The 25,280-nt window shown below is 67.7% G+C and carries 25 protein-coding genes; 23 read left to right on the top strand and 2 right to left on the bottom strand.

Going from position 1 to position 25,280, the window contains the following annotated elements:
• Positions 1-9: 9 nt before the first annotated feature.
• A complete protein-coding gene (locus QTI17_RS28340) occupies positions 10-996 on the bottom strand; it encodes a malate dehydrogenase (protein WP_286510110.1) in 987 nt (328 codons plus the stop codon).
• 191 nt (positions 997-1,187) lie between these two features.
• Between QTI17_RS28340 and QTI17_RS28335 the strand changes: the two genes are divergently transcribed.
• From QTI17_RS28335 to accD, 19 genes are all read left to right on the top strand, one after another.
• A complete protein-coding gene (locus tag QTI17_RS28335) occupies positions 1,188-1,949 on the top strand; it encodes a GntR family transcriptional regulator (protein WP_286536989.1) in 762 nt (253 codons plus the stop codon).
• 145 nt (positions 1,950-2,094) lie between these two features.
• The gene (sdhC, locus tag QTI17_RS28330; protein WP_286536988.1) at positions 2,095-2,541 is read left to right on the top strand and encodes a succinate dehydrogenase, cytochrome b556 subunit; all 447 of its coding nucleotides are present in this window, start codon (positions 2,095-2,097) and stop codon (positions 2,539-2,541) included.
• A gap of 18 nt (positions 2,542-2,559) precedes the next feature.
• A complete protein-coding gene (gene sdhD / locus QTI17_RS28325) occupies positions 2,560-2,925 on the top strand; it encodes a succinate dehydrogenase, hydrophobic membrane anchor protein (protein ID WP_286536987.1) in 366 nt (121 codons plus the stop codon).
• Between the two features lie 4 nt (positions 2,926-2,929).
• Positions 2,930-4,738 (top strand): succinate dehydrogenase flavoprotein subunit, encoded by a 1,809-nt coding sequence (sdhA, locus tag QTI17_RS28320; RefSeq protein ID WP_286536986.1) that lies wholly within the window; start codon positions 2,930-2,932, stop codon positions 4,736-4,738.
• A gap of 22 nt (positions 4,739-4,760) precedes the next feature.
• Positions 4,761-5,462, top strand: coding sequence for a succinate dehydrogenase iron-sulfur subunit (locus QTI17_RS28315; RefSeq protein WP_286526827.1), 702 nt, complete (start codon positions 4,761-4,763; stop codon positions 5,460-5,462).
• 17 nt (positions 5,463-5,479) lie between these two features.
• Positions 5,480-5,782, top strand: coding sequence for an FAD assembly factor SdhE (locus QTI17_RS28310; RefSeq protein WP_286536985.1), 303 nt, complete (start codon positions 5,480-5,482; stop codon positions 5,780-5,782).
• A gap of 24 nt (positions 5,783-5,806) precedes the next feature.
• Entirely contained in the window at positions 5,807-7,117 is a 1,311-nt protein-coding gene (gene gltA / locus QTI17_RS28305; RefSeq protein ID WP_286536984.1) for a citrate synthase, read from the top strand.
• A gap of 123 nt (positions 7,118-7,240) precedes the next feature.
• Positions 7,241-7,381, top strand: a complete 141-nt coding sequence (locus tag QTI17_RS28300; protein WP_286526830.1) for an entericidin A/B family lipoprotein — start codon at positions 7,241-7,243, stop codon at positions 7,379-7,381.
• Between the two features lie 120 nt (positions 7,382-7,501).
• Positions 7,502-8,449, top strand: coding sequence for a LysR family transcriptional regulator (locus QTI17_RS28295; RefSeq protein ID WP_286536983.1), 948 nt, complete (start codon positions 7,502-7,504; stop codon positions 8,447-8,449).
• Between the two features lie 28 nt (positions 8,450-8,477).
• Positions 8,478-9,899: a 3-isopropylmalate dehydratase large subunit gene (gene leuC / locus QTI17_RS28290; RefSeq protein WP_286536982.1), complete on the top strand. Its 1,422-nt coding sequence runs from the start codon at positions 8,478-8,480 to the stop codon at positions 9,897-9,899.
• A gap of 65 nt (positions 9,900-9,964) precedes the next feature.
• On the top strand, positions 9,965-10,618 hold the full coding sequence (gene leuD, locus QTI17_RS28285) for a 3-isopropylmalate dehydratase small subunit (RefSeq protein WP_286526835.1): 654 nt from the start codon (positions 9,965-9,967) through the stop codon (positions 10,616-10,618).
• Between the two features lie 37 nt (positions 10,619-10,655).
• On the top strand, positions 10,656-11,744 hold the full coding sequence (gene leuB / locus QTI17_RS28280; RefSeq protein ID WP_286536981.1) for a 3-isopropylmalate dehydrogenase: 1,089 nt from the start codon (positions 10,656-10,658) through the stop codon (positions 11,742-11,744).
• 86 nt (positions 11,745-11,830) lie between these two features.
• Positions 11,831-12,973: an aspartate-semialdehyde dehydrogenase gene (asd, locus tag QTI17_RS28275; RefSeq protein ID WP_286368400.1), complete on the top strand. Its 1,143-nt coding sequence runs from the start codon at positions 11,831-11,833 to the stop codon at positions 12,971-12,973.
• Positions 12,974-13,138: 165 nt separating this feature from the next.
• On the top strand, positions 13,139-15,826 hold the full coding sequence (locus QTI17_RS28270; RefSeq protein WP_286536980.1) for a FimV/HubP family polar landmark protein: 2,688 nt from the start codon (positions 13,139-13,141) through the stop codon (positions 15,824-15,826).
• A gap of 26 nt (positions 15,827-15,852) precedes the next feature.
• Positions 15,853-16,665, top strand: a complete 813-nt coding sequence (gene truA, locus QTI17_RS28265; RefSeq protein ID WP_286536979.1) for a tRNA pseudouridine(38-40) synthase TruA — start codon at positions 15,853-15,855, stop codon at positions 16,663-16,665.
• Positions 16,662-17,342 carry a phosphoribosylanthranilate isomerase gene (locus QTI17_RS28260; protein ID WP_286536978.1) on the top strand — a complete coding sequence of 227 codons (681 nt, stop codon included), beginning with the start codon at positions 16,662-16,664 and terminating at the stop codon, positions 17,340-17,342. The genes truA and QTI17_RS28260 overlap by 4 nt, the downstream gene beginning before the upstream one ends.
• Positions 17,343-17,391: 49 nt before the next feature.
• A complete protein-coding gene (trpB, locus tag QTI17_RS28255; RefSeq protein ID WP_286536977.1) occupies positions 17,392-18,666 on the top strand; it encodes a tryptophan synthase subunit beta in 1,275 nt (424 codons plus the stop codon).
• Positions 18,666-19,499 (top strand): tryptophan synthase subunit alpha, encoded by an 834-nt coding sequence (trpA, locus tag QTI17_RS28250; RefSeq protein WP_286536976.1) that lies wholly within the window; start codon positions 18,666-18,668, stop codon positions 19,497-19,499. Before trpB ends, trpA begins: the two co-directional genes overlap by 1 nt.
• A 22-nt stretch (positions 19,500-19,521) precedes the next feature.
• A complete protein-coding gene (accD, locus tag QTI17_RS28245) occupies positions 19,522-20,394 on the top strand; it encodes an acetyl-CoA carboxylase, carboxyltransferase subunit beta (RefSeq protein WP_286510133.1) in 873 nt (290 codons plus the stop codon).
• 15 nt (positions 20,395-20,409) lie between these two features.
• Here the strand turns inward: accD and QTI17_RS28240 are convergent, their stop codons facing one another.
• A complete protein-coding gene (locus tag QTI17_RS28240) occupies positions 20,410-20,967 on the bottom strand; it encodes a YggT family protein (protein ID WP_286526842.1) in 558 nt (185 codons plus the stop codon).
• Positions 20,968-21,016: 49 nt separating this feature from the next.
• Here QTI17_RS28240 and QTI17_RS28235 point away from each other — a divergent pair, with 49 nt between their 5' ends.
• The 4 genes from QTI17_RS28235 (at position 21,017) to QTI17_RS28220 (ending at position 25,280) form a co-directional block, all read left to right on the top strand.
• Positions 21,017-21,664, top strand: a complete 648-nt coding sequence (locus QTI17_RS28235; RefSeq protein WP_286536975.1) for an LON peptidase substrate-binding domain-containing protein — start codon at positions 21,017-21,019, stop codon at positions 21,662-21,664.
• A gap of 255 nt (positions 21,665-21,919) precedes the next feature.
• Positions 21,920-23,482 carry a lysine--tRNA ligase gene (gene lysS, locus QTI17_RS28230; protein ID WP_286536974.1) on the top strand — a complete coding sequence of 521 codons (1,563 nt, stop codon included), beginning with the start codon at positions 21,920-21,922 and terminating at the stop codon, positions 23,480-23,482.
• A complete protein-coding gene (locus tag QTI17_RS28225; RefSeq protein ID WP_286536973.1) occupies positions 23,479-24,774 on the top strand; it encodes an Hsp70 family protein in 1,296 nt (431 codons plus the stop codon). Before lysS ends, QTI17_RS28225 begins: the two co-directional genes overlap by 4 nt.
• Positions 24,771-25,280: a YgjP-like metallopeptidase domain-containing protein gene (locus QTI17_RS28220; protein ID WP_286536972.1), complete on the top strand. Its 510-nt coding sequence runs from the start codon at positions 24,771-24,773 to the stop codon at positions 25,278-25,280. The genes QTI17_RS28225 and QTI17_RS28220 overlap by 4 nt, the downstream gene beginning before the upstream one ends.

Raw genomic sequence — 25,280 nt, 5'->3', positions numbered from 1 at the left:
GGTCGCGGCTTACAGCAGGTGGGCGACGCCGGCTTGCTCGTCGGTCAGTTCCTTGAGCGTCTTGTCGATGCGTTCCTGGCTGAAGGCGTCGATCGCCAGGCCGTCGACGACCTTGTATTCGCCGTTTTCGCAGGTGACCGGGAAGCCGAACATCACGTCCTTCGGAATGCCGTACTGGCCGTCCGACGGGATGCCCATCGTGACCCACTTGCCGTTGGTGCCCAGGGCCCAGTCGCGCATGTGGTCGATGGCGGCGTTGGCGGCCGAGGCGGCCGACGACAGGCCACGGGCCTCGATGATCGCGGCGCCGCGCTTGCCGACGGTCGGCAGGAAGGTGTTGGCGTTCCAGTCCTGGTCGTTGATCATCTTGGCGACGCTTTCGCCGTTGATGGTGGCGAAGCGGTAGTCGGCGTACATCGTGGGCGAGTGGTTGCCCCAGACGGTCAGCTTCTCGATGTCGGCCACGGCCTTGCCGGTCTTGGCGGCCAGTTGGCTGGCAGCGCGGTTGTGGTCAAGGCGCAGCATGGCGGTGAAGTTCTTGCGCGGCAGGTCGGGGGCGCTCTTCATCGCGATGTAGGCGTTGGTGTTGGCCGGGTTGCCGACCACCAGCACCTTGACGTTGCGGCTTGCGACGGCATTGAGCGCCTTGCCCTGGGCAGTGAAGATGGCGCCATTGACGGCCAGCAGCTCGGCACGTTCCATGCCCGGGCCGCGCGGACGCGAGCCGACCAGCAGCGCGTAGTCGGCGTCCTTGAAGGCGGTCATCGGGTCGCCGTGGGCTTCCATGCCGGCCAGCAGCGGGAAGGCGCAGTCGTCGAGCTCCATCATCACGCCCTTGAGCGCCTTCTGGGCCTTTTCGTCGGGGATCTCGAGCAGTTGCAGGATGACCGGCTGGTCCTTGCCCAGCATTTCGCCGGAGGCGATGCGGAACAGCAGGGCGTAACCGATTTGGCCAGCGGCACCGGTGACGGCAACGCGAACAGGCTTCTTGCTCATGGGAATACTCCAGGAAATGATGAAAACGGGGCACGGCCGCGGAGCGCGGCCACGAGGTCGGGCCGGGACACCAAGCCCGGCCTTCAGGCCGTCTTCGATTTTATGCCGATTTGAGCTTTCGGTGGCGCCTGTCTTATGTCTTATATAAGATGTGGGCCCGAAGCACCCTCGCGGTGCACCCACGAAACCCCATGGCCACCTCTCCCACCACTGTCGCCGAGCCCTCCACGCCGTCGTTCAGTCCGCTCTACCAGCAGATCAAGTCGCTGATCCTGCAGAGTCTCCATGCCGGCGAATGGAAGCCCGGCGAGCCGATCCCGAGCGAGATCGACCTGGCCGCCCGCTTCCGGGTCAGCCAGGGCACCGTGCGCAAGGCGATCGACGAGCTGTCGGCCGAAAACCTGGTGGTGCGCCGCCAGGGCAAGGGCACCTTCGTCGCGACCCACGCCGAGCAGCATGTGCAGTACCGCTTCCTGAAGCTGGTGCCCGACAGCGGCGACGTCGACAGCGAAGGCCCGGCCGAGCGCGAGATCGTCGACTGCAAGCGCCAGCGCGCCAGCGCCGACGTCGCCCGCGCCCTGGCCCTGCGCACCGGCGACGCCGTGCTGCAGGTGCGGCGGGTGCTGGCCTACCGCGGCACGCCGACCATCCTCGAGGAACTCTGGCTGCCCGGAACCCCGTTCAGGGGCCTGACCGCCGAGCGCCTCACCGCCTGGCACGGGCCGATGTACGCGCTGTTCGAGACCGAATTCGGCGTCCGCATGGTGCGCGCCGAGGAAAAGATCCGGGCGGTGCTGCCCGATCCTGCGCAGGCGGCGCTGTTGCAGGTCGTCACCTCGACCCCGCTGCTGAGCGTGGAGCGCGTGGCCTACACCTACCACGACACGCCCATGGAACTGCGCCGCGGCCTCTATCGCACCGACACCCATCACTATCGAAACGACCTCGGCTGACAGCGGCCTGGTGCGCCATCATCCGACCATCGCGGTGCGATGACCGGAGCGGCGAAAGCCGCGAGATGGTGCGTTGCAATAGAATTTTGAGTTGTTTGCTTTTCGCCAAAGAACAAGTAGCCCCTCGTAAAACCCGAAAGCCCCCATGACAGAGTTGGCCACCCCACCCCGACAGCCGCGGCGAGAGTTCCGCAATATCAACCCCCTTTCCGACCTGACCACCTACCGGCTGCCGCCGGCCGGCATCGTGTCGATCCTGCACCGCGTGAGCGGGGTGCTGATGTTCCTGCTGCTGCCGTTCATCATCTGGATGTTCGACACCTCGGTGTCCTCCGAGATCTCGTTCGCCCGCTTCACGGCCGCCTTCAATGTCGGGCTCGGCTTCGTCCCGGGCTGGTTCATCAAGCTCGTCGCCCTGGCGCTGATCTGGGCCTACCTGCACCACTTCATCGCCGGCCTGCGCCACCTCTACATGGACGTGAACCATCACGCGGTCGACAAGAAGTCCGGCAACAGCACCGCGCTCGCCACTCTCTTCCTGAGCATCCTGCTGACCGTCGTCCTCGGCGCCAAGCTGTTCGGTCTCTACTGATTGCGCAAGGAAACTGAAATGTCTGTGAACTACGGCTCCAAGCGCATCGTCGTCGGCGCGCACTACGGATTGCGCGACTGGCTCAGCCAGCGCATCACCGGCGCCCTGATGGCGCTCTTCACCGTCATCCTGCTGGCGCAGGTGATCTTCAAGCCCGGCCCGATCGGCTACGACCTCTGGGCCGGCATCTTCGCCGCTCAATGGATGAAGGTGCTCACCTTCGTGGTGATCTCTTCGCTTCTCTATCACGTCTGGGTCGGCATGCGCGATGTCTGGATGGACTACGTCCAGCCGGTCGGCATCCGCCTGCTGTGCCAAGTTTTCACCATCGTCTGGCTTGTGGGTTGCGCGGGTTGGGCCATTCAAGTGCTCTGGAGGCTGTAACCCCATGTCATACACAAAAGAACAAATCACCAAGCGGAAGTTCGACGTCGTCATCATCGGCGCCGGCGGCTCCGGCATGCGCGCCTCGCTGCAACTGGCACGCGCCGGCCTCAACGTCGCCGTGCTCTCCAAGGTGTTCCCGACCCGCTCGCACACCGTCGCTGCCCAGGGCGGCGTCGGCGCCTCGCTCGGCAACATGAGCGAGGACAACTGGCACTACCACTTCTACGACACGATCAAGGGCTCCGACTGGCTCGGCGACCAGGACGCGATCGAGTTCATGTGCCGCGAAGCGCCGAAGGTCGTGTACGAGCTCGAGCACTTCGGCATGCCTTTCGACCGCAATCCCGACGGCACGATCTACCAGCGTCCGTTCGGCGGCCACACCGCGAACTACGGCGAGAAGCCGGTGCAGCGCGCCTGCGCCGCCGCCGACCGCACCGGCCACGCGATGCTGCACACGCTCTACCAGAAGAACGTCGAGGCCCGGACCCAGTTCTTCGTCGAGTGGATGGCCCTCGACCTGATCCGCGACGCCGAAGGCGACGTGGTCGGCGTGACCGCGCTCGAGATGGAAACCGGTGACCTGCACATCCTGCAGGCCAAGACCGTGCTGCTGGCGACCGGCGGTGCCGGCCGCATCTTCGCGGCCTCGACCAATGCCTTCATCAACACCGGCGACGGCCTCGGCATGGCGGCCCGCGCCGGCATCCCGCTGCAGGACATGGAGTTCTGGCAGTTCCACCCGACCGGCGTGGCCGGCGCCGGCGTGCTGCTGACCGAAGGCTGCCGCGGCGAAGGCGCGATCCTGCTCAACAGCAACGGCGAGCGCTTCATGGAGCGCTACGCGCCGACGCTCAAGGACCTGGCGCCGCGCGACTTTGTCTCGCGCTCGATGGACCAGGAGATCAAGGAAGGCCGTGGCTGCGGTCCCAACAAGGACTACGTGCTGCTGAAACTCGACCACCTCGGTGCCGAGACCATCCACAAGCGGCTGCCCTCGGTGTACGAGATCGGCGTCAACTTCGCCAACGTCGACATCACCAAGGAGCCGATCCCGGTGGTGCCCACCATCCATTACCAGATGGGCGGCATCCCGACCAACATCAACGGCCAGGTCGTGATCCAGAAGGGCGAAGACAACAGCGCCGTGGTCAACGGCCTCTACGCGGTCGGCGAATGCTCCTGCGTGAGCGTGCACGGCGCCAACCGCCTGGGCACCAACTCGCTGCTCGACCTGCTGGTGTTCGGCCGCGCGGCCGGCAATCACATCGTCCAGTTCAACGACAAGCTGAAGGAACACAAGGACCTGCCGGCCGATGCGGCCGACCGCACGCTGGAGCGCCTGAACCAGCTCGAGGCCTCGACCGCGGGCGAATACGCGCAGGACGTGGCCAACGAGATCCGCTCGGTCATGCAGCAGCACGCGGCCGTGTTCCGCAAGCAGGCCTCGATGGACGAAGGCGTGCAGAAGATCGCCGCCGTGCGCCAGCGCGTCGCCGCGGTCACGCTGAAGGACAAGTCGCGGGTGTTCAACACCGCCCGCATCGAAGCCCTCGAAGTCGACAACCTGATCGAAGTCGCACAGGCCACGATGGTGTCGGCCGCCGCCCGCAAGGAATGCCGCGGCGCCCACACGGTGGAAGACTACGAGCGTCCGGCCGACGACCCGGTCGCGCCGCTGGGCCGCGACGACGCCAACTGGATGAAGCACACGCTCTGGTACAGCCAGGACAACCGCCTCTCGTACAAGCCGGTCAAGCTGCAGCCGCTGACGGTGGCGTCGGTGCCGCCCAAGGTTCGGACATTCTGAGACTGACTAGAGGTATCCCACGATGAAGCGCACTTTTCAAATCTACCGCTACGACCCGGACAAGGACGCCAAGCCCTACATGCAGACCGTCGAGATCGAACTCGACGGCCACGAGCGCATGCTGCTCGACGCCCTCATGAAGCTCAAGGCGCAGGACCCGACCTTGTCGTTCCGCCGCTCCTGCCGCGAAGGCGTCTGCGGCTCCGACGCGATGAACATCAACGGCAAGAACGGCCTGGCCTGCCTGACCAACATGCTGACGCTCAAGGGCACGATCGTGCTCAAGCCGCTGCCCGGCCTGCCGGTGATCCGCGACCTGATCGTCGACATGACGCAGTTCTTCAAGCAGTACAACTCGATCAAGCCGTACCTGCAGAACGACACCGTGCCGCCCGAAAAGGAACGCCTGCAGTCGCCCGAGGAGCGCGACGAGCTGAACGGCCTGTACGAGTGCATCCTGTGCGCCAGCTGCTCGACCAGCTGCCCGAGCTTCTGGTGGAACCCCGACAAGTTCGTCGGTCCGGCCGGCCTGCTGCAGGCCTACCGCTTCATCGCCGACAGCCGCGACGAAGCCACCGCCGAGCGCCTGGACAACCTCGAGGACCCGTACCGCCTGTTCCGCTGCCACTCGATCATGAATTGCGTCGACGTCTGCCCGAAGAACCTGAATCCGACCCGGGCGATCGGCAAGATCAAGGAACTGATGGTGCGCCGCGCCATCTAGTCCTGACGAGAGCCCCGATGCCAGCCACCGACAACCCTTCCGAGCCGATCAGCGAGCGCGCGCTGAGCAAGCTCAAGTGGCGCTGCCGGCGCGGCTTGCTTGAAAACGACCTGTTCATTGCCCGCTTTTTCGAACGGCACGAGGCAAGCCTGACCTGCGGGCAGGCACAGGCACTGGAGACATTGATGGACCTGTCGGACAACGACCTGCTCGACCTCCTGCTCGCGCGAAAGGAGCCCGAGCCCGGATGGGCCGGGGCCGAGGTGGTCGAACTGCTGCGGCTGATGCGCAGCGACGGTGCGAAATCCCTATCTTCCTGATCCATTCTTTGAAAGACACTCGAAATGAAAGCATCCGAGAACAAGGCCACTCTGTCGTTCAGCAACGGCGGACAGAACGTCGAGCTGCCGATCTACAAGGGCACCCTGGGCCCTGACGTGATCGACATCCGCAAGCTCTACGCCCAGACGGGCATGTTCACCTACGACCCGGGCTTCATGTCGACGGCCTCGTGCGAATCGGCCATCACCTACATCGATGGCGACAAGGGCGAACTGCTGTACCGCGGCTACCCGATCGAGCAGCTCGCGACCAACTGCGACTTCCTCGAGACCTGCCACCTGCTGCTGTACGGTGAACTGCCCGACGAAGCCAAGAAGAACAACTTCACCAAGCTCGTGACCAACCACACGATGGTCAACGAGCAGATGCAGTTCTTCCTGCGCGGCTTCCGCCGCGACGCCCACCCGATGGCCATCATGACCGGCCTGGTCGGCGCCCTGTCGGCCTTCTATCACGACAGCACGGACATCAACAATCCGAAGCACCGCGAGATCGCCGCGATCCGCCTGATCGCCAAGATGCCGACCCTGGTCGCCATGGCCTACAAGTACACCGTGGGCCAGCCCTACATGTACCCGAAGAACGAACTCAGCTACGCGGGCAACTTCCTGCACATGATGTTCGCGACGCCGTGCGAGGAGTACAAGGTGAGCCCGGTGCTCGAGCGCGCGCTCGACCGCATCTTCATCCTGCACGCCGACCACGAGCAGAACGCATCGACCTCGACCGTGCGCCTGTGCGGCTCGTCGGGCACCAACCCCTTCGCGGCGATCGCGGCCGGCGTGGCCTGCCTCTGGGGCCCGGCCCACGGCGGCGCCAACGAGGCGGCGCTCAACATGCTCTACGACATCCAGAAGGCTGGCGGCGTCGAGAAGATCGGCGAGTTCATCAAGCAGGTCAAGGACAAGAACTCCAACGTCAAGCTGATGGGCTTCGGGCACCGCGTCTACAAGAACTACGACCCGCGCGCCAAGCTGATGCAGGAAACCTGCAAGGAAGTGCTGGGCGAACTGGGCCTCGAGAACGACCCGCTGTTCAAGCTCGCGATGGCGCTCGAGAAGATCGCACTCGAAGACGAATACTTCGTCTCCCGCAAGCTCTACCCGAACGTCGACTTCTACTCGGGCATCGTGCAGCGCGCGATCGGCATCCCGGTGCCGCTGTTCACCGCGATCTTCGCGCTGGCCCGCACCGTGGGCTGGATCGCCCAGCTGAACGAAATGATCGGCGACCCGGACTACAAGATCGGCCGTCCGCGCCAGCTCTTCGAAGGCTCGGTCAAGCGCGACGTCAAGCCGATCGCCCAGCGCTGATTGCCGTCAGGCCCTCATCCAGGAAAGCTGCCCACGGGCAGCTTTTTTGCGTCTTGGCTGACAAGCGCGCACACGGCAGGCGAATAACTTGGGCGCGTCAACCAACCGAGAAGGAGTTCCGCCATGAAGAAGCTTGCCGCCATGATCGCCGTCGCCTTTGCCTTCGCCGTGCCGCTCGCCGGCTGCAACACCATGAAGGGTGCCGGCCAGGACATCCAGAAGGGCGGTCAAAAGATGGAAGACGCCGCCACCAAGAAGCAGTAGCGAAGCGAGCCGCGGCGCCATCGCGCCGCGGCATCTTGGCCATCTCGTATCACGATGGCCAAAGCCTCGAAACAGGGGGAAAATGCGGGCTTCCATCTCTGAACGAGATGCCAAGCCCCGATGACCTCATCCGAACGCAGTTTTGCCCGCCGCATCGACCTCACGTCGCTGCAGTTGTTCGTGGCCGTCTGCGAACTCGGCAGCATCGGCCGCGCCGCCGAGCGCGAATTCATCGCGGCGTCGGCGATCAGCAAGCGCCTGTCCGACCTCGAAGCCACGCTCGGAACGCCCCTGCTCTACCGCCATGCGCGCGGCGTCGACCTGACGCCGGCCGGCGAAAGCCTGCTGCACCATGCCCGCTCGGTGCTCTACAGCCTCGAGAAGATGCAGGGCGAACTGAGCGAATACGCCGACGGCGTGCGCGGGCATGTCCGGGTCCACGCCAACATCTCGGCGATCGTCCAGTTCCTGCCCGAGGACCTCGGTGCCTTCACGCGCGAGCACGACGCGATCAAGATCGACCTCGAGGAGCACCTGAGCAGCGAAGTCGTGCGGGCCGTCCATGAAGGGGCTGCCGACCTCGGCGTCTGCCATGTCGCCGAAGGCAGCAACGAACTCCAGAGCCTGCCCTACCGCGACGACGCGCTCGCGCTGATCGTGCCGGCCGGCCACATGCTGGCGTCCAGGCGCTCGATCGCCTTCGTCGATTCGCTCGACTACGACCATGTCGGCCTGCACAACAACAGTTCGATCTACGTCGCGATGCATCAGGCCGCCCTGGCCGCCAACCGCAGCATCCGCCTGCGAATCCACGTGACCGGCCTCGACGCGATGTGCCGGATGATCGAGAACGGCCTCGGCGTCGGCGTCATGCCGCTGCGGGCCTTCGAGCTGATGCAGGGCGGCATCGGCCGCGGCCTGACCTCCGTGGCGCTCCAGGACGCCTGGGCGGCACGCCAGATCCGGCTCATCGCCCGCGACTTCTCGACCTTGCCGGTCGCCGCCCGCATGCTGGTCAAGCACCTGCACACGCCCGCTGCCGCGACGCCCGCGCAGCTGGCCGCATAAGACAATCACCTCCCCACGAAAGAGACCCATGGCACGCACGCTCTACGACAAACTCTGGGACGAACACGTCGTCCACACCGAGGAAGACGGCACCGCGATCCTCTACATCGATCGCCACCTGGTGCACGAAGTAACCAGCCCGCAAGCCTTCGAAGGACTGCGCGAGGCCGGCCGCAAACTGTGGCGCATCAGCTCGGTGGTGGCCACGGCCGACCACAACACGCCGACCACCGGCTGGGAGCGCGGCTACGACGGCATCGCCGACCCGACCAGCAAGGAACAGGTCACGACCCTCGACAGCAACATCAAGGAATTCGGCGCCGCCGCGTTCTTTCCGTTCCTGAGCAAGCGCCAGGGCATCGTGCACGTGATCGGGCCCGAGTCGGGCGCTACCCTGCCCGGCATGACCGTGGTCTGCGGCGACTCGCACACCTCCACGCACGGCGCCTTCGGCGCGCTGGCGCACGGCATCGGCACCAGCGAGGTCGAGCACGTCATGGCGACCCAGACGCTGCTCGGCAAGAAGGCGAAGAACCTGCTCGTGAAGGTCGAGGGCAAGCTGCCGCTCGGCTGCACCGCCAAGGACATCGTGCTGGCGATCATCGGCCGGATCGGCACCGCCGGCGGCACCGGCTACACGATCGAATTCGCGGGTTCGGCGATCCGCGACCTCAGCATGGAAGGCCGCATGACGGTCTGCAACATGGCGATCGAGGCCGGCGCGCGCGCCGGCCTGGTGGCGGTCGACGAAAAGACCATCGCCTACGTCAAGGGCCGTCCGCTGGCGCCGACCGGCGTCGAATGGGACCTGGCGGTCGCCTACTGGAAGACCCTGCATTCCGACCCCGGCGCGCACTTCGACCTCGTGGTCGAGCTCGACGCCGCGCAGATCAAGCCGCAGGTCACCTGGGGCACCTCGCCCGAGATGGTGGTGCCGGTCGATGGCCGCGTGCCCGATCCCGACAAGGAGAAGGATCCCAACAAGCGCGGCGCGATCGAACGCGCCCTGGTCTACATGGGACTGGAGCCCAACAAGCCCATGAACGACATCTTCATCGACAAGGTGTTCATCGGCTCCTGCACCAACAGCCGCATCGAGGACATGCGCGAGGCCGCGGCCGTGGTCAAGAAGCTCGGCCAGAAGGTCGCCAAGAACGTCAAGCTCGCGATGGTCGTGCCGGGCTCCGGCGTGGTGAAGGCGCAGGCCGAGCGCGAAGGGCTCGACCAGATCTTCAAGGCCGCGGGCTTCGAGTGGCGCGAGCCCGGCTGCTCGATGTGCCTGGCCATGAACGCCGACCGCCTCGAGCCGGGCGAGCGCTGCGCCTCGACCAGCAACCGCAACTTCGAAGGCCGCCAGGGCGCGGGCGGGCGCACCCACCTCGTGAGCCCCGCGATGGCCGCCGCCGCCGCGGTGCACGGCCACTTCGTCGATGTTCGACAGTTCTCCTGAGACCTTGCGGGACAGACCAAGATTTGCGAAGCAGTCTTGCTCTGTCCTCAACTGATTGGATCACCATGCAGAAATTCACCGTACACAAGGGCCTCGTGGCACCGATGGACCGCGAGAACGTCGACACCGACGCGATCATCCCGAAGCAGTTCCTGAAATCGATCCGCAAGACCGGATTCGGCCAGAACCTGTTCGACGCCTGGCGCTACCTCGATCCGGGCGAGCCGGGCCAGGATCCGGCATCGCGCAAGCCGAACCCCGACTTCGTGCTGAACCAGCCGCGCTACGCCGGCGCATCGATCCTGCTGGCGCGCCAGAACTTCGGCTGCGGCTCGTCGCGCGAACATGCGCCCTGGGCGCTCGACCAGTACGGCTTCCGCGCGATCATCGCGCCGAGCTATGCCGACATCTTCTTCAACAACAGCTTCAAGAATGGCCTGCTGCCGATCGTGCTGCCCGAAGCGCAGGTCGCCCAGCTGTTCGACCAGACCTTCGCCTTCCCGGGCTACAGCCTGACGATCGACCTCGAGCGCCAGGTGGTCATCAAGCCGGACGGCGGCGAATTCGCCTTCGACGTCCAGGCCTTCCGCAAGTACTGCCTGGTCAACGGACTCGACGACATCGGCCTCACGCTGCGCCACAAGGACAAGATCAAGGCTTTCGAGGCGGCCCGCCTGGCGCAAAAGCCCTGGCTGGCCCACACCATGCTCGACGCCTGAAACCCTTTCATCTTTTTTCCAAGCCACCCCAGACACCATGAAAATCGCAGTCCTCCCCGGTGACGGCATCGGCACCGAGATCGTCGCCGAAGCCATCCGCGTGCTCGAAACGCTCGACCTCAAGTTCGAGATGGAATCGGCCCTGGTCGGCGGCGCCGCCTACGAGGCCCACGGCCATCCGCTGCCCGACGCCACCCTCAAGCTGGCGAAGGAAGCCGATGCCGTGCTGTTCGGCGCCGTCGGCGACTGGAAGTACGACAAGCTCGAGCGCTCGCTGCGTCCCGAGCAGGCCATTCTGGGCCTGCGCAAGAACCTTGGCCTGTTCGCCAATTTCCGCCCGGCGATCTGCTACGAGCAGCTGGTCGGCGCCTCCAGCCTCAAGCCCGAGCTGATCTCGGGCCTCGACATCCTCATCATCCGCGAGCTGACCGGCGACATCTACTTCGGCCAGCCGCGCGGCCGCCGGACCGCGGTCGACGGCCACTTCCCGGGCGCCGAGGAAGCCTTCGACACCATGCGCTACTCGCGCCCCGAGGTCGAGCGCATCGCCCACGTCGCCTTCCAGGCGGCGCGCAAGCGCAGCAAGCGCGTGACCAGCGTCGACAAGGCCAACGTGCTCGAGACCTTCCAGTTCTGGAAGGACATCGTGACCGAGGTCGGCAAGGAGTACCCGGACGTCGAGCTCGACCACATGTACGTCGACAACGCCGCCATGCAGCTGGTCAAGGCGCCGAAGAAATTCGACGTCGTGGTCACCGGCAACATGTTCGGCGACATCCTCTCGGACGAGGCCGCGATGCTCACCGGCTCGATCGGCATGCTGCCCTCGGCCTCGCTGAACGCCAGCAACCAGGGCCTCTACGAGCCCAGCCACGGCAGTGCGCCCGACATTGCCGGCAAAGGGGTTGCCAATCCTTTGGCTACAATCCTGTCCGCTGCCATGATGCTTCGTTTCTCCCTCAACCAGCCCGAGGCTGCCGACCGGATCGAGTCGGCGGTCCAGTCCGTGCTGGCCCAGGGGCTGCGCACGGCAGACATCTGGTCCGCGGGCACGACCAAGGTCGGCACCCGCGAAATGGGCGACGCCGTGGTGGCTGCCATCACCAAAAAGACGATTACCGGCTAAACCAGCCCGCTTCGTCACGCCCTCCCCGGCTCTGACGAGCCGGGCGCAAAGAGAAGTTTTTTCTTTTTTCACAAGGGCAAATTGAAATGGCGAACGCAAATCAACCTCTGGTCGGCCTCGTGGGCTGGCGCGGCATGGTCGGCTCGGTCCTGATGGACCGGATGCAGGCCGAAGGCGACTTCGGGCTCATCGAGCCGGTCTTCTTCTCGACTTCCAACGCCGGTGGCAAGGCCCCGGCGATGGCCAAGAACGAGACCACGCTCAAGGACGCCCACGACATCGCCGCGCTCCAGAAGTGCGACATCGTCATCACCGCCCAGGGCGGCGACTACACGACCGAGGTGTTCCCCAAGCTGCGCGCCGCCGGCTGGAAGGGCCACTGGATCGACGCCGCGTCCACGCTGCGCATGAACGACGACGCGATCATCGTGCTCGATCCGGTCAACCTGCCCGTGATCCAGAACGCGCTCGCCAAGGGCGGCAAGAACTGGATCGGCGGCAACTGCACCGTCAGCTGCATGCTGATGGGCGTCGGCGCGCTCTACAAGGCCGGCCTGGTCGAGTGGATGACCAGCATGACCTACCAGGCGGCCTCGGGCGGCGGCGCCCAGCACATGCGCGAGCTGCTGACCCAGTTCGGCACGATCAACGCCGAGGTGCGCTCGCTGCTCGACGACCCGAAGTCGGCCATCCTCGAGATCGACCGCAAGGTGCTGGCCAAGCAACAGTCGCTGAGCGCCGCCGAAACGGCCAATTTCGGCGCCCCGCTCGGCGGCAGCCTGATCCCCTGGATCGACAAGGACCTGGGCGACGGCATGAGCAAGGAAGAATGGAAGGGCGGCGCCGAGACCAACAAGATCCTCGGCCAGGGCGCCCAGTTCGGCACCGCGGCGACGCCGGTCGACGGCTTCTGCGTGCGCATCGGCGCGATGCGCTGCCACAGCCAGGCGCTGACCTTCAAGCTCAAGAAGGACGTGCCCGTGGCCGACATCGAGGCCCTGATCGCTGCCGACAACGAATGGGTCAAGGTGGTGCCGAACACCCGCGAGGCGACCGTCAAGGACCTGACGCCGGTGGCCGTCACCGGCACCATGTCGATCCCGGTCGGCCGCGTGCGCAAGCTCGCCATGGGCCCCGAATACGTCGGCGCCTTCACGATCGGCGACCAGCTGCTGTGGGGCGCGGCCGAGCCGCTGCGCCGCATGCTGCGCATCCTGCTGGAGGCCTGAACCGGCTTGCGGGCACCTTCAGGTGCCCGCGCCGTTGCTCAACAGCAACGGCAAATGCATGACGAAGTTTGCACGCACTGGGTAGATAAGCCTTGTCGCCTTGTCAGTGCAGGGTGTTGATGTTAACGTCCCCTTACACTTTTGGGCCGAGCTGCCCCTACCAGCATGACACGACAACCGTTGCCTGCGGCCCGCCTTTCGGCCACCCCCTCGAGTTCGACGACCCCCGGCCGGAGTCAGCTCACGCTGCTGAGCGCGGCGGTCGCCCTGACTCTGGGCGGCGGCCTGGCCGCTGACGCCAGCGCACTCGCGCTGGGACGGCTGAATGTTCAGTCGGCGCTGGGCGAACCCCTGCGGGCGGAGATCGAGGTCACCGAGATCACGGCCGCCGAAGCCGACAGCCTCAAGGTCAACATCGCCTCGTCCGAGGCCTTCCGTGCCGCCGGCGTGCCCTACAACGCGGCGCTGTCGGACGTCCGCGTCGGCGTCCAGAAGCGCGCCGACGGCCGCTACGTGGTCCGCCTCACCAGCAACCGCCTGCTGAGCGAGCCCTTCGTCGACCTGCTGCTCGAAGCCAACTGGGGTTCGGGACGCGTCGTGCGCGACTACACCGTCCTGCTCGACCCGCCGACCAGCCGGCAGGCAGCCGCGCCGGTGGCCCCGGTGGCACCGCAGATCTCCGCCGCACCCCCGCAGCGCGTCCTGCCGGCCGAAGTGCAGGCACCTCCCGTGCGGCGCGAACGCCCGGTCGCCGCGGCGGCGCCCGCACCCGCGCCCGCCGCTGCGGACAGCGGCACGGTCCGCACCTCGAACGGCGGCGAGCAGGTCAAGGTCCAGCCGGGCGACACCGCCAGCAAGATCGCGGCCGCCTACAAGCCGGCCGAGGTCTCGCTCGACCAGATGCTGGTGGCGCTGCTGCGCGCCAATCCGAACGCCTTCATCGGCGGCAACGTCAACCGGATCAAGGCCGGCGCGGTGCTCGAACTGCCCGGCGCACCCCAGGCGGAGGCCGTCCCGGCGGCCGAGGCCCGCCGCACCGTGACGGCCCAGAGCCAGGACTTCGGCGAATACCGCCGCCGCCTGGCCGACAATGCGCCGACCTCGAAAGTCGCCGACGCCGATCGCCAGACCTCCGGCAAGCTGCAAGCCAATGTCGAGGATCGCAATGCGGCGAACGCATCCAGCGACAAGCTCAAGATCTCCCAGGGCCTCGCCCCGGGCCGCCCGACCGAAGAGCAGATCGCCCAGGCGAAGCAGGCGCAGGCCAGCAATGCGCGCGTGGCCGAGCTGTCCAAGAACATCTCCGAGCTGAACAAGATCCAGGCCGCCACCGGTGCCGCGCCGGCGCCCGCGGCAGCGGCTCCAGCCCCAGCGGCGGCTCCCGCGTCGGTGGCACCCACGGCCTCGACGGCGCCGGCCGCTGCGGCGCCTGTGCCGGCCGCTGCCGCACCTGCGCCGGCCGCCAGCCCTGCGCCCGCAACCCCGGCCGCGGCGACAACGCCGGCCGTGGTCGCGCCGACGGTGGCTGCAGCCGCCGCGCCGGCCGCCGTCGCACCCGCGGCGGCGCCGCCCGCCGCTGCCGCCAAGCCGGTCGTCAAGGCGCCGCCTCCGCCGCCGCCCGCGCAGCAGAGCTTCTTCTCCGAACTGCTCGACAACCCGCTGATGGCCGGAGCGGCCGCCCTGATCGCCCTGCTGATCGGCTTCCTGCTCTACCGCGTGCTCGGCCGCAAGCGCCGCGATGCCGGCGACAGCGTCTTCATCGAAAGCCGCATCCCCAAGGACTCCTTCTTCGGCGCCAGCGGCGGCGAATCGGTCGACACCAAGAACCGCGGCAACTCCGTGGTGTCGTCGCTGTCGTACTCGCCGAGCCAGCTGGACGCCGGCGACGTCGATCCGGTGGCCGAAGCCGACGTCTACCTCGCCTATGGCCGCGACCTGCAGGCCGAGGAAATCCTGCGTGAGGCCCTGCGGGTCAATCCGGAACGCACCGCCATCCACCTCAAGCTGCTCGAGATCCACGCCAAGCGCCGCGACCTGCGCGCCTACGAAGCGCTCGCGGCCGACGTCCACAAGCTCACCGGCGGCACCGGCAGCGACTGGAATCGCGTGGTCGAGCTCGGCAAGGAGCTCGATCCGGGCAATCCGCTCTACGAGACCGGCAGCCGGGGTGGCGTGTCCGCCGCCGAAGCCGCCGCCTTCGCCGGCACGCTGGCCGCTGCCAGCGCCCCCGCCCCGCTCGCGCCCGCGCCGGAAGTCGAAGCGCCGCCGCCGGCCTTCGTGCCCTCGGTGGCACCGCTGGACTTCGATCTCGAACTGAGCACGCCACCGGCCGCGACCGCCCCGGCACCCATCACGGCCAGCCTGCCGATCACGCCGGCCCCGGTGCACAAGCCGGTCCCGGCCGCCGCCGAACTGCCGAGCACCGTCACGGCGCCGCTCAACGGCCACCGGCCGGCCGCCCCGGCCATCAGCCGCCTCGACCTCGAGAACGACTTCGATACAGCGCCCGGCGCGCTGGAGCCGATGGCGCGTTCCTCGGCCCACGCCGACGAGGAACGCACCCAGCCGGCACCGCTGCGTTCCGGCCTGCCCGCCGACTCCGGCTTCATCGAATTCGACATGAGTTCGCTGGCCGGCCTGTCGAACCGCAACCCGCCCGACACCGAGCGCGGCCGCCTCGAGACGATCGACGACAGCAGCGAGAACCCGCACGCGATCAAGCTGTCGCTGGCGCGCGAACTGAAGGCGCTGGGCGACGTCGAAGGCGCCCGCTCGCTGGTCGAGGAAGTCGCCGCCGAGAGCGCCGGCGACATCAAGGCCGAAGCCAAGCAACTGCTCGGCCAATTGCGCTGAGCGGCCATGCGGCCGCCGATTCCGCTGTGAGGCTGGCCCTCGGTATCCGCTACAACGGACAGGCCTACCAGGGCTGGCAAAGCCAGCTCTCGGGCCTCACGGTGCAGGACAAGCTCGAGGCGGCCCTGGCCCAGTTTGCCGCCCAGCCGATCTCGACGCTGTGCGCCGGCCGCACCGACACCGGCGTCCACGGCCTGATGCAGGTGGTGCATTTCGATACCTCGGTCGTCCGCACGCCCTTCTCCTGGGTCCGCGGCACCAACCGGTTCCTGCCGCCCGACATCGCGGTCCAATGGGCGCAGCCGGTGCCCGACCAGTTCCACTGTCGCGCCAGCGCGCTGACCCGCCGCTACCTGTACGTGCTGTCCCAATCGCCGGTGCGCCCGAGCCTGGACGCCGGCCGGGTCGGCTGGACGATGCATCCGCTCGACGGCGATGCGATGCGGACCGCCGCCGCCATCCTGGTCGGGCAGCACGATTTCAGCTCCTTCCGCGCCTCGGCCTGCCAGGCGCGCTCGCCGGTCAAGGACCTGCGCCGCATCGAGATCACGCGCCACGGCGAGGGCGAGCGCTGCCGCTGGCATTTCGAATTCGAGGCCGACGCGTTCCTGCACCACATGATTCGCAACATCATGGGCTGCCTGGTGCGCATCGGCCGCGGCGACGCGCCGCCCGACTGGATGGCCGACGTGCTGGCCGCGCGCAGCCGGGTGGTGGCGGCGCCGACTTTCTCGCCGGCCGGCCTGTATTTCCTCGGCCCGTTGTACGACGCCGGCTGGGGCCTGCCGCCGGAGGCGACGCTGCAGGCCGGAGGTGCTGCGTATGATGGTCCGCCATGAACGCCCCGCTCGCCCGCACCCGGATCAAGATCTGCGGCCTGACGCGTGAGGCCGACGTCGACGCCGCCATCGCGGCCGGCGCCGATGCGATCGGCTTCGTGCTCTATCCCGCCAGCCCGCGCGCGGTGAGCGTCGAGCGCGCCGCCGAGCTGGCCGCGCGGCTGCCGCCCTTCGTGACGCCGGTGCTGCTGTTCGTCAACGAATCGGTGCCGGCGACCCTCGATGCACTGGCGCGCGTGGCCGGTGCCATGGCCCAGTTCCACGGTGACGAATCGCCAGAACTTTGCTGGGAAGCCAGCGGCCGCGGCCGCCACCGCTTCATGCGCGCGGCCCGGATTCCGCTCGGCGCCGCCGGGGCTTCCTTCGACCTCGTAAAATACGCGTCCGATTACTCCCGCGCCCACGCCATCCTGCTCGACGCCCATGTCGAAGCCTATGGCGGTGGCGGCAAGGCATTCGATTGGTCACTTCTTCCACCCGCCGTCGACGCTCACCTCGTCTTGAGTGGTGGGCTCGCACCTGCAAACGTGGGCGATGGCATTCGTCAGCTGCGGACGCGCTGCAAGTCGCTGTCCGTTGACGTGAGTTCGGGCGTCGAGGCCGCCAAGGGCCTGAAGGACGCCGAGAAGATTCACGCATTCGTGGCCGCCGTGCGTGCGGCCGATGCCCTTCCCTAGCTGGCTGCCCCGCCTCGATCCGCGGGCGCCGGCCCAACGAATCGAGACCATGGACACCTACCAGCAACCCGACGCCAGCGGCCATTTCGGCATCTACGGCGGCACCTTCGCCAGCGAGACGCTGACCCACGCGATCAGCGAGCTGCGCGACGCCTACGCCCGCTACAAGGACGACCCCGAATTCCTCGCCGAATTCCACTACGAGCTGGCGCATTTCGTCGGCCGCCCCTCGCCGATCTACCATGCGGCGCGCACCAGCCGCGAGATCGGCGGCGCCCAGATCTACCTGAAGCGCGAAGACCTGAACCACACCGGCGCCCACAAGGTCAACAACACGATCGGCCAGGCCATGCTCGCCAAGCGCATGGGCAAGCCGCGCGTGATCGCCGAGACCGGCGCCGGCCAGCATGGCGTGGCCACGGCCACCATCTGCGCCCGCTACGGCCTCGAATGCGTGGTCTACATGGGCAGCCAGGACGTCAAGCGCCAGAGCCCGAACGTCTACCGCATGAACCTGCTCGGCGCCACCGTGGTGCCGGTCGAATCGGGCAGCAAGACCCTGAAGGACGCGCTCAACGAAGCCATGCGCGACTGGGTCACCAATGTCGAGAACACCTTCTACATCATCGGCACGGTGGCCGGCCCGCACCCCTACCCGATGATGGTGCGCGACTTCCAGAGCGTGATCGGCACCGAGTGCATCGCGCAGATGCCGGCCATGCTGGCGGCGCAGGGCATCACGGGCGAGGCCGAAGGCCGCCAGCCCGACGTGGTCGTGGCCTGCGTCGGCGGCGGCAGCAATGCGATGGGCATCTTCCACCCGTACATCCCGTTCGAGCGCACACGGCTGATCGGGGTCGAGGCCGCCGGCGAAGGCCTGGACAGCGGCAAGCATTCGGCCTCGATCCTGCGCGGCAGCCCGGGCGTGCTGCACGGCAACCGCACCTACCTGCTGCAGAACGACGACGGCCAGGTCACCGAGACCCACAGCATCAGCGCCGGCCTCGACTACCCCGGCGTCGGCCCCGAGCATGCCTACCTGGCCGACATCGGCCGCGCCGAGTACGTCGGCATCACCGACACAGAGGCGCTGGAGGCCTTCCACTACCTGTGCCGCACCGAGGGCATCATCCCGGCGCTCGAATCGAGCCACGCCTTCGCCTACGCCATGAAGCTGGCGAAGACCATGCGGCCGGACCAGTCGATCCTGGTCAACCTTTCGGGCCGCGGCGACAAGGACATCGGCACCGTGGCCGACCTGTCGGGGGTCGACTTCTACGACCGGCCGTCGATGCGCGGCCTGCAAGTGAAGGGAGGCAAGTGATGAGCCGGATCGCCGCCACCTTCGACGCCCTGCAGAAACAGGGCCGCAAGGCATTGATTCCCTACGTGACGGCCGGCTTCCCCTATGCCGACATCACGCCCGCCCTGATGCACGGCATGGTCGCCGCCGGTGCCGACGTGATCGAGCTCGGCGTGCCGTTTTCCGACCCGATGGCCGACGGCCCGGTGATCCAGCAGGCCGGCGAGGCCGCGCTGGCGCTCGGCGTCGGCATGAAGCAGGTGCTGGCCATGGTCGCCGCCTTCCGCGCGCAGGACCAGGCCACGCCGGTGGTGCTGATGGGCTATGCCAACCCGGTCGAGCGCTACGACGGCGTGCACGGCAAGGGTGCCTTCATCCGCGACGCCGCGGCGGCCGGCGTCGACGGCCTGCTGGTGGTCGACTACCCGCCCGAGGAATGCGAGGACTTCGCCGCCGCCCTGAAGGCCCATGGCATCGACCTGATCTTCCTGCTGGCACCGACCAGCACCGACGAGCGCATGGCGCAGGTCGGCCGGATCGCCAGCGGCTACGTCTACTACGTCTCGCTCAAGGGCGTGACCGGCGCCGGCCATCTCGACACCGACGCCGTCGGCCGCATGCTGCCGCGCATCCGCCGGCACGTGGGCGTGCCGGTCGGCGTGGGCTTCGGCATCCGCGACGCCGGCACCGCCCAGGCGGTCGGCGCGGCCGCCGACGCGGTCGTGATCGGCACCCGCATCATCCAGCTGATCGACGGCCAGCCGCGCGACGCGGTGGTGCCGGCGGTGCGCGACTTCCTGGCCGGGATCCGCCAGGCGCTCGACGCCCTGCCCCGGTCCGCGACTGGCGGATAATCCATGCCAACGAAGGAGCACCATGAGCTGGCTTGAAAAACTGCTTCCCCCCAAGATCACGCCGACCGACCCGAGCGAGCGGCGCCAGATGCCCGAGGGCCTCTGGATCAAGTGCCCGAGCTGCGAAACCGTGCTCTACAAGACCGACCTGGAGCACAACCAGAACGTCTGCCCGAGCTGCGGCCACCACCACCGCATCGGTGCGCGGGCGCGTCTCGACGCCTTCCTCGACCCCGAGGGCCGCTACGAAATCGGCCAGGAAGTGCTGCCGGTCGACGCCCTGAAGTTCAAGGACAGCCGCAAGTACCCCGAGCGGCTCAAGGAAGCGCTCGAGAACACCGGCGAGACCGATGCCCTGGTCGTGATCGGCGGCTCGGTGCACAGCATCAACCTGGTGGTCGCCTGCTTCGAGTTCGACTTCATGGGCGGCAGCATGGGCAGCGTGGTCGGCGAGCGCTTCGTGCGCGGCGTCGAGACAGCCATCGAGCAGAAGGTGCCTTTCGTGTGCTTCACCGCCACCGGCGGCGCGCGCATGCAGGAAGGCCTGCTGTCGCTGATGCAGATGGCCAAGACCAATGCGGCGCTCACCCGCCTGGCCAAGAAGGGCCTGCCCTACATCAGCGTGCTGACCGACCCGACGATGGGGGGCGTGAGCGCCGGCTTCGCCTTCGTCGGCGACGTCGTCATCGCCGAGCCCAAGGCGCTGATCGGCTTCGCCGGCCCGCGCGTTATCGAATCTACCGTGCGCGTGACCCTGCCCGAGGGCTTCCAGCGCGCCGAGTTCCTGCAGACCAAGGGCGCGGTCGACTTCATCTGCGACCGCCGCGAACTGCGCAAGACCATCGCCAGCACCCTGGCCATGCTGCTGCGCCAGCCCGCCGACGCGGTGGACTAGCCGCGCCGCGCGCCTTCACCCGAGCGTGAAGGCGCCCTGCATGAGGTTGCCGAGGACGATCGCGACCACCTGCAGCAGCACGATCGCGGCCAGCACCGAAAGGTCGACGCCGCCGACCAGCGGAATGAAGCGGCGCAGCGGCCGTACCAACGGTTCGGCCAGGCGCGCGATCAGGTCGTGCAGCATCGACGATGCGTTGGGCACCCAGGACAGCACCGCGTGGACGATCAGCAGCGCGGTCAGTCCGGACACTGCGAGCTGAAGCAGCCCGATCAGCGACACCAGCGGCAGCACGGCCCAGCGTCCGATGCCGCCCAGCAGCAGCCACAGCAGCAGGAACTTGGCCAGCACCAGGAGCCAGGCGGCCACCCCGCTGGCCAGGTCCCAGCGCTTCACCGACGGAATCACGCGGCGCAGCGGCAGCACGATCCAGTCGCTGACCGCGAACACGAAGCGCCCGAGCGGATTGCCGAAGGGCACCCGGTGGTATTGCATGTAGAGACGCAGCAGGCAGGCGCCGCCCAGGAGGCCGACGATCACGTCGAGCAGGAACGAGGGGATCTGATAGAACATGGCGCTTGGTCGTGAAGGAATGCGATGATAGCCACGCCAAGGTTCATCGATGACGACACAACCCCTTCTGCGCGCCCTTCCTTTGTTCCCGCTCGGCACGGTGCTGTTTCCCGACGGGCTGCTGCCGCTGCGCATCTTCGAGGTCCGCTACCTCGACATGATCGGCCGCTGCCACCGCAATGGCGCCCCTTTCGGCGTCGTCTCGCTGACGCAGGGCCAGGAGGTTCGCCGGCCCGGTGCCGAAGCCGAATCCTTCGCCGAGGTCGGCACGCTGGCCGTGATCCGCGAATTCGACGCCCCGCAGGCCGGCCTGATGCAGATCGAATGCGTCGGCACGCAACGCTTCCGGCTGCGCTCGAGCGAACTGCAGAAGCACGGCCTCTGGACCGCCGAGGTCGACGCCGTCCCCGACGACGTTCCACTGGCCCTGCCAGACGATCTCCAGCACACGGCTGACGCCCTCCGGCGCCTGGTCGACACCCTCGAGGAGCGGCGCCGCATGGAAGGCGGCGATGGCGTGCGGCTGCCGATCGGCCAGCCGTACCGGTTCGAGGATTGCGGCTGGGTCGCGAACCGCTGGTGCGAATTGCTGCCGATGAAAACCGAGCTCAAGCAGAGGCTGATGGCGCTCGACAGCCCGCTGATGCGCCTCGAACTCGTCAGCGACCTCCTTGCGCGGGCCGGCATCTCGAAGTAGCTGGCCCCCACGCTCCCCCACTTCGTGTGGGTCGCTGCCCCCCGAGGGGGCCGCAGGCCGCCTTGGGGCGGCCCGGCGCCGGCCGTGGCCCCCACGCTCCCCCACTTCGTGTGGGTCGCTGCCCCCCGAGGGGGCCGCAGGCCGCCTTGGGGCGGCCCGGCGCCGGCCTGGGCCCCCTGCATGCGATCGCGCTCGGCCTTCGCCCGTTAAAATGGCGGGTTGCGCGCTTTTTGCCGCGCCCCCACTCCAGCGCCCATGTCCGACCACCTGACCCCCTCCGTTCCCGCGCCCGCCGCGGCCCCCGCTTCGGCGCCCGCCGTCGACGACAACCAGCTCATCGCCGAACGGCGCGAGAAGCTCAAGGCGCTGCGCGGCGCGCAGGCGGAAGGCAAGGGCGTCGCGTTCCCGAACGACTTCAAGCCCGGCCACCGCGCGGCGGCACTCGTCGCCGCCCACGGCGAGACCGAGGCCGAGGTGCTGGAAGCCACGCCGATCGAGGTCAGCGTGGCCGGCCGCATGATGCTCAAGCGGGTGATGGGCAAGGCCAGCTTCGCCACCCTGCAAGACGCCACCGGCCGCATCCAGCTCTATGTCCAGCGCGACGCGATCGGCGAAGAAGCCTACGCCGGTTTCAAGCGCTGGGACCTCGGCGACATCATCGGCGCCGTCGGCACGCTCATGAAGACCAAGACCGGCGAGCTGTCGGTCAAGGTCACGCAGCTGCGCCTGCTGACCAAGAGCCTGCGGCCGCTGCCCGACAAGTTCCACGGGATGGCCGACCAGGAGCAGAAGTACCGCCAGCGCTATGTCGACCTGATCACCGACGGCGCCGCGCGCGAGCGCTTCGCGGCCCGCAGCAAGGCCGTCAGCGCGCTGCGCGAGTTCATGGTCGCCAACGACTTCCTCGAGGTCGAGACGCCGATGCTGCATCCGATCCCGGGCGGCGCCAACGCCAAGCCCTTCAAGACGCACCACAACGCGCTCGACCAGGAAATGTTCCTGCGCATCGCGCCCGAGCTGTACCTCAAGCGGCTGATCGTCGGCGGCTTCGAGCGCGTGTTCGAGATCAACCGCAGCTACCGCAACGAAGGCATCTCGGTCCGGCACAACCCGGAATTCACGATGATGGAGTTCTATGCGGCCTACTGGAACTACCGCGACCTGATGGACTTCACCGAGACGCTGATCCGCACCATCGCCGACAAGGCGGTGGGCAGCCAGCAGCTCGAATACCAGGGCAAGCCGGTCGACCTCGCCCAGCCCTTCGAGCGGCTGACGATCCGCGAGGCGATCCTGAAGCACACCGACGCCGGCGCCAATGTCGACGACGCCGCCTGGCTGGTCAATGCCCTGCGCAAGCTCGGCCTCAGCGAAGAAAAGGACAAGCTATCGCAGCGCAGCCTGGCGAGCCTGCAGGTCATGTACTTCGAGGAAACCGTCGAAGAAAAGCTCTGGCAGCCGACCTTCATCATGGAGCACCCGACCGAGATCTCGCCGCTGGCGCGCGCCAACGACGAGCGTCCCGAGGTCACCGAGCGCTTCGAGCTCTACATCACGGGCCGCGAGTTCGGCAACGGCTTCAGCGAGCTCAACGACGCCGAGGACCAGGCCGCGCGCTTCAACGCCCAGGTGGCGGCCAAGGACAGCGGCGACGACGAGGCCATGTTCTACGACCACGACTTCGTGCGCGCGCTCGAATACGGCATGCCGCCCACCGGCGGCTGCGGCATCGGCATCGACCGCCTGATGATGCTCCTGACCGACTCGCCGAGCATCCGCGACGTGATCCTGTTCCCGGCCCTGCGGCGCGAGTCTTGAGCCGGCCCGCCCCCGCGATCGGGATCGACTTCGGGACGTCGAATTCCGCCGCCGCCTTCGTGGGCGAGGACGGCCGCGCCCGTCCGCTGCTGCTCGAAGGCCCGGCGATCGCGATCCCGACCGCGATCTTCTTCAATTCCGAAGACCGGAGCACGCATTTCGGCCGCGAGGCGATGGCGCTCTACCTGGCCGGCACCGAAGGCCGGCTGATGCGTTCGCTCAAGAGCATCCTGGGCAGCGCGCTGATGCAGGAACCGACCGAGATCGACAACCAGCTGGTCAGCTTCGAGGACATCATCACGCTGTTCCTGTCCGAGCTGGGCAGCCGGGCGCGCGAGCAGCTCGGCGCGCACCCGGGCCGGGTCGTGATCGGCCGCCCGATCCGCTTCGTCGACGACGACGACAAGCGCGACGCGCAGGCCGAGGCCTCGCTGCGCCAGGCGGCCGAAAACGCCGGACTCGGCGAGGTGTCGTTCCAGTACGAACCGATCGCGGCCGCCTTCGACTTCGAGCGCCGCGTGACGCGCGAATCGCTGGTGCTGATCGTCGACATCGGCGGCGGCACCTCCGACTTCACGGTGGTTCGGCTCGGCCCCGAGCGCATGGGCCACCCCGATCGCGCCAGCGACATCCTGGCCACCACCGGCGTGCATATCGGCGGCACCGACTACGACCAGCGGCTCAGCCTCGCCTGCGCCATGCCGCTGCTGGGCTTCCGCCACCACGGGCCACAGGGCCGCGAAGTGCCGAGCCGCACCTTCTTCGACCTCTCGACCTGGCACCTGATCAACTGGCTGCAAGCGCCGAAGTCGGTTCGCCAGGTGCAGGAACTGCGCAGCAGCTACCTCGACACCCGGCTGCACGACCGCCTCATGAATGTGCTCGTCAACCGCGAGGGCCACCGCGTCGCCAGCGAGGTCGAGGAGGCCAAGATCCGCAGCTCGATGACCAACGGCGAGGTATCGATCGACCTGTCGTGCGCGGAGCGCGGCCTGCAGGCCGCCTTGAGCGCGGCCGACATGGCGCAACACCTGTCGGCCTTGCTCGACAGCGTGGTCGCCTGCGCCCGCGACTGCGTGCAGCGCGCCGGCCTCCAGGCCAGCGACCTCGACGCCATCTACCTGACCGGGGGCTCCTCGGCGCTGCGCCCTTTCCAGAGCGCGCTGCGCGCCGCCTTCCCCGGCGTCGACCTGGTCGAAGGCGACCTGTTCGGCGGCGTGGCGGCCGGCCTGGCCTATGCGGCCGCGGCCCCTTCGGCCACCCCCGGCAAGCGGACGCCGCAACCCGCATGAAGTACCTCGCCGCGTACCCCGCGGCGCTGCGCGCCCAGGTCGAGAAACTCGTCGCCGAAGGCAGGCTCGGCGACTGGCTGCAGAAGCGCTACGGCGCCCCGCACGAGATCCGCACCGACCGCGCGCTCTACGACTACGTGAGCGACCTGAAAAGCGAATTCCTGCGCAACGCCGAGCCGCTCTCGAAAGTGGTGTTCGACAACAAGCTGCACGTGATCCGCAACGCCCTCGGCACCCACACCACGGTCTCGCGCGTGCAGGGCGGCAAGCTCAAGGCCAAGCGCGAGATCCGGGTGGCCAGCCTGTTCAAGGAGGTGCCGATCGAGTGGCTGCGGATGATCGTCGTGCACGAGCTGGCGCACATGAAGGAGCGCGAGCATGACAAGGCCTTCTACAAGCTCTGCATGCACATGGAGCCCGACTACCACCAGCACGAGTTCGATCTCCGGCTGTACCTGACGCACCTCGACGGCGGCGGCGAGCGGCTGTGGACGCCGTCCGTCTGA

The sequence above is a fragment of the Variovorax sp. J31P179 genome (genome assembly GCF_030316985.1).
In the GTDB taxonomy this organism is placed as follows: domain Bacteria; phylum Pseudomonadota; class Gammaproteobacteria; order Burkholderiales; family Burkholderiaceae_C; genus Variovorax; species Variovorax ginsengisoli_B.
This window is presented reverse-complemented; position numbering and strand designations above follow the sequence as displayed.

Bases quoted from the DNA above. Each gene is read 5' to 3' on its own strand.
- QTI17_RS28340 (WP_286510110.1), bottom strand. From the start codon at position 996: ATGAGCAAGAAGCCTGTTCGCGTTGCCGTCACCGGTGCCGCTGGCCAA.
- QTI17_RS28335 (WP_286536989.1), top strand. From the start codon at position 1,188: ATGGCCACCTCTCCCACCACTGTCGCCGAGCCCTCCACGCCGTCGTTC.
- sdhC (WP_286536988.1), top strand. From the start codon at position 2,095: ATGACAGAGTTGGCCACCCCACCCCGACAGCCGCGGCGAGAGTTCCGC.
- sdhD (WP_286536987.1), top strand. From the start codon at position 2,560: ATGTCTGTGAACTACGGCTCCAAGCGCATCGTCGTCGGCGCGCACTAC.
- sdhA (WP_286536986.1), top strand. From the start codon at position 2,930: ATGTCATACACAAAAGAACAAATCACCAAGCGGAAGTTCGACGTCGTC.
- QTI17_RS28315 (WP_286526827.1), top strand. From the start codon at position 4,761: ATGAAGCGCACTTTTCAAATCTACCGCTACGACCCGGACAAGGACGCC.
- QTI17_RS28310 (WP_286536985.1), top strand. From the start codon at position 5,480: ATGCCAGCCACCGACAACCCTTCCGAGCCGATCAGCGAGCGCGCGCTG.
- gltA (WP_286536984.1), top strand. From the start codon at position 5,807: ATGAAAGCATCCGAGAACAAGGCCACTCTGTCGTTCAGCAACGGCGGA.
- QTI17_RS28300 (WP_286526830.1), top strand. From the start codon at position 7,241: ATGAAGAAGCTTGCCGCCATGATCGCCGTCGCCTTTGCCTTCGCCGTG.
- QTI17_RS28295 (WP_286536983.1), top strand. From the start codon at position 7,502: ATGACCTCATCCGAACGCAGTTTTGCCCGCCGCATCGACCTCACGTCG.
- leuC (WP_286536982.1), top strand. From the start codon at position 8,478: ATGGCACGCACGCTCTACGACAAACTCTGGGACGAACACGTCGTCCAC.
- leuD (WP_286526835.1), top strand. From the start codon at position 9,965: ATGCAGAAATTCACCGTACACAAGGGCCTCGTGGCACCGATGGACCGC.
- leuB (WP_286536981.1), top strand. From the start codon at position 10,656: ATGAAAATCGCAGTCCTCCCCGGTGACGGCATCGGCACCGAGATCGTC.
- asd (WP_286368400.1), top strand. From the start codon at position 11,831: ATGGCGAACGCAAATCAACCTCTGGTCGGCCTCGTGGGCTGGCGCGGC.
- QTI17_RS28270 (WP_286536980.1), top strand. From the start codon at position 13,139: ATGACACGACAACCGTTGCCTGCGGCCCGCCTTTCGGCCACCCCCTCG.
- QTI17_RS28260 (WP_286536978.1), top strand. From the start codon at position 16,662: ATGAACGCCCCGCTCGCCCGCACCCGGATCAAGATCTGCGGCCTGACG.
- trpB (WP_286536977.1), top strand. From the start codon at position 17,392: ATGGACACCTACCAGCAACCCGACGCCAGCGGCCATTTCGGCATCTAC.
- trpA (WP_286536976.1), top strand. From the start codon at position 18,666: ATGAGCCGGATCGCCGCCACCTTCGACGCCCTGCAGAAACAGGGCCGC.
- accD (WP_286510133.1), top strand. From the start codon at position 19,522: ATGAGCTGGCTTGAAAAACTGCTTCCCCCCAAGATCACGCCGACCGAC.
- QTI17_RS28240 (WP_286526842.1), bottom strand. From the start codon at position 20,967: ATGTTCTATCAGATCCCCTCGTTCCTGCTCGACGTGATCGTCGGCCTC.
- QTI17_RS28235 (WP_286536975.1), top strand. From the start codon at position 21,017: ATGACGACACAACCCCTTCTGCGCGCCCTTCCTTTGTTCCCGCTCGGC.
- lysS (WP_286536974.1), top strand. From the start codon at position 21,920: ATGTCCGACCACCTGACCCCCTCCGTTCCCGCGCCCGCCGCGGCCCCC.
- QTI17_RS28220 (WP_286536972.1), top strand. From the start codon at position 24,771: ATGAAGTACCTCGCCGCGTACCCCGCGGCGCTGCGCGCCCAGGTCGAG.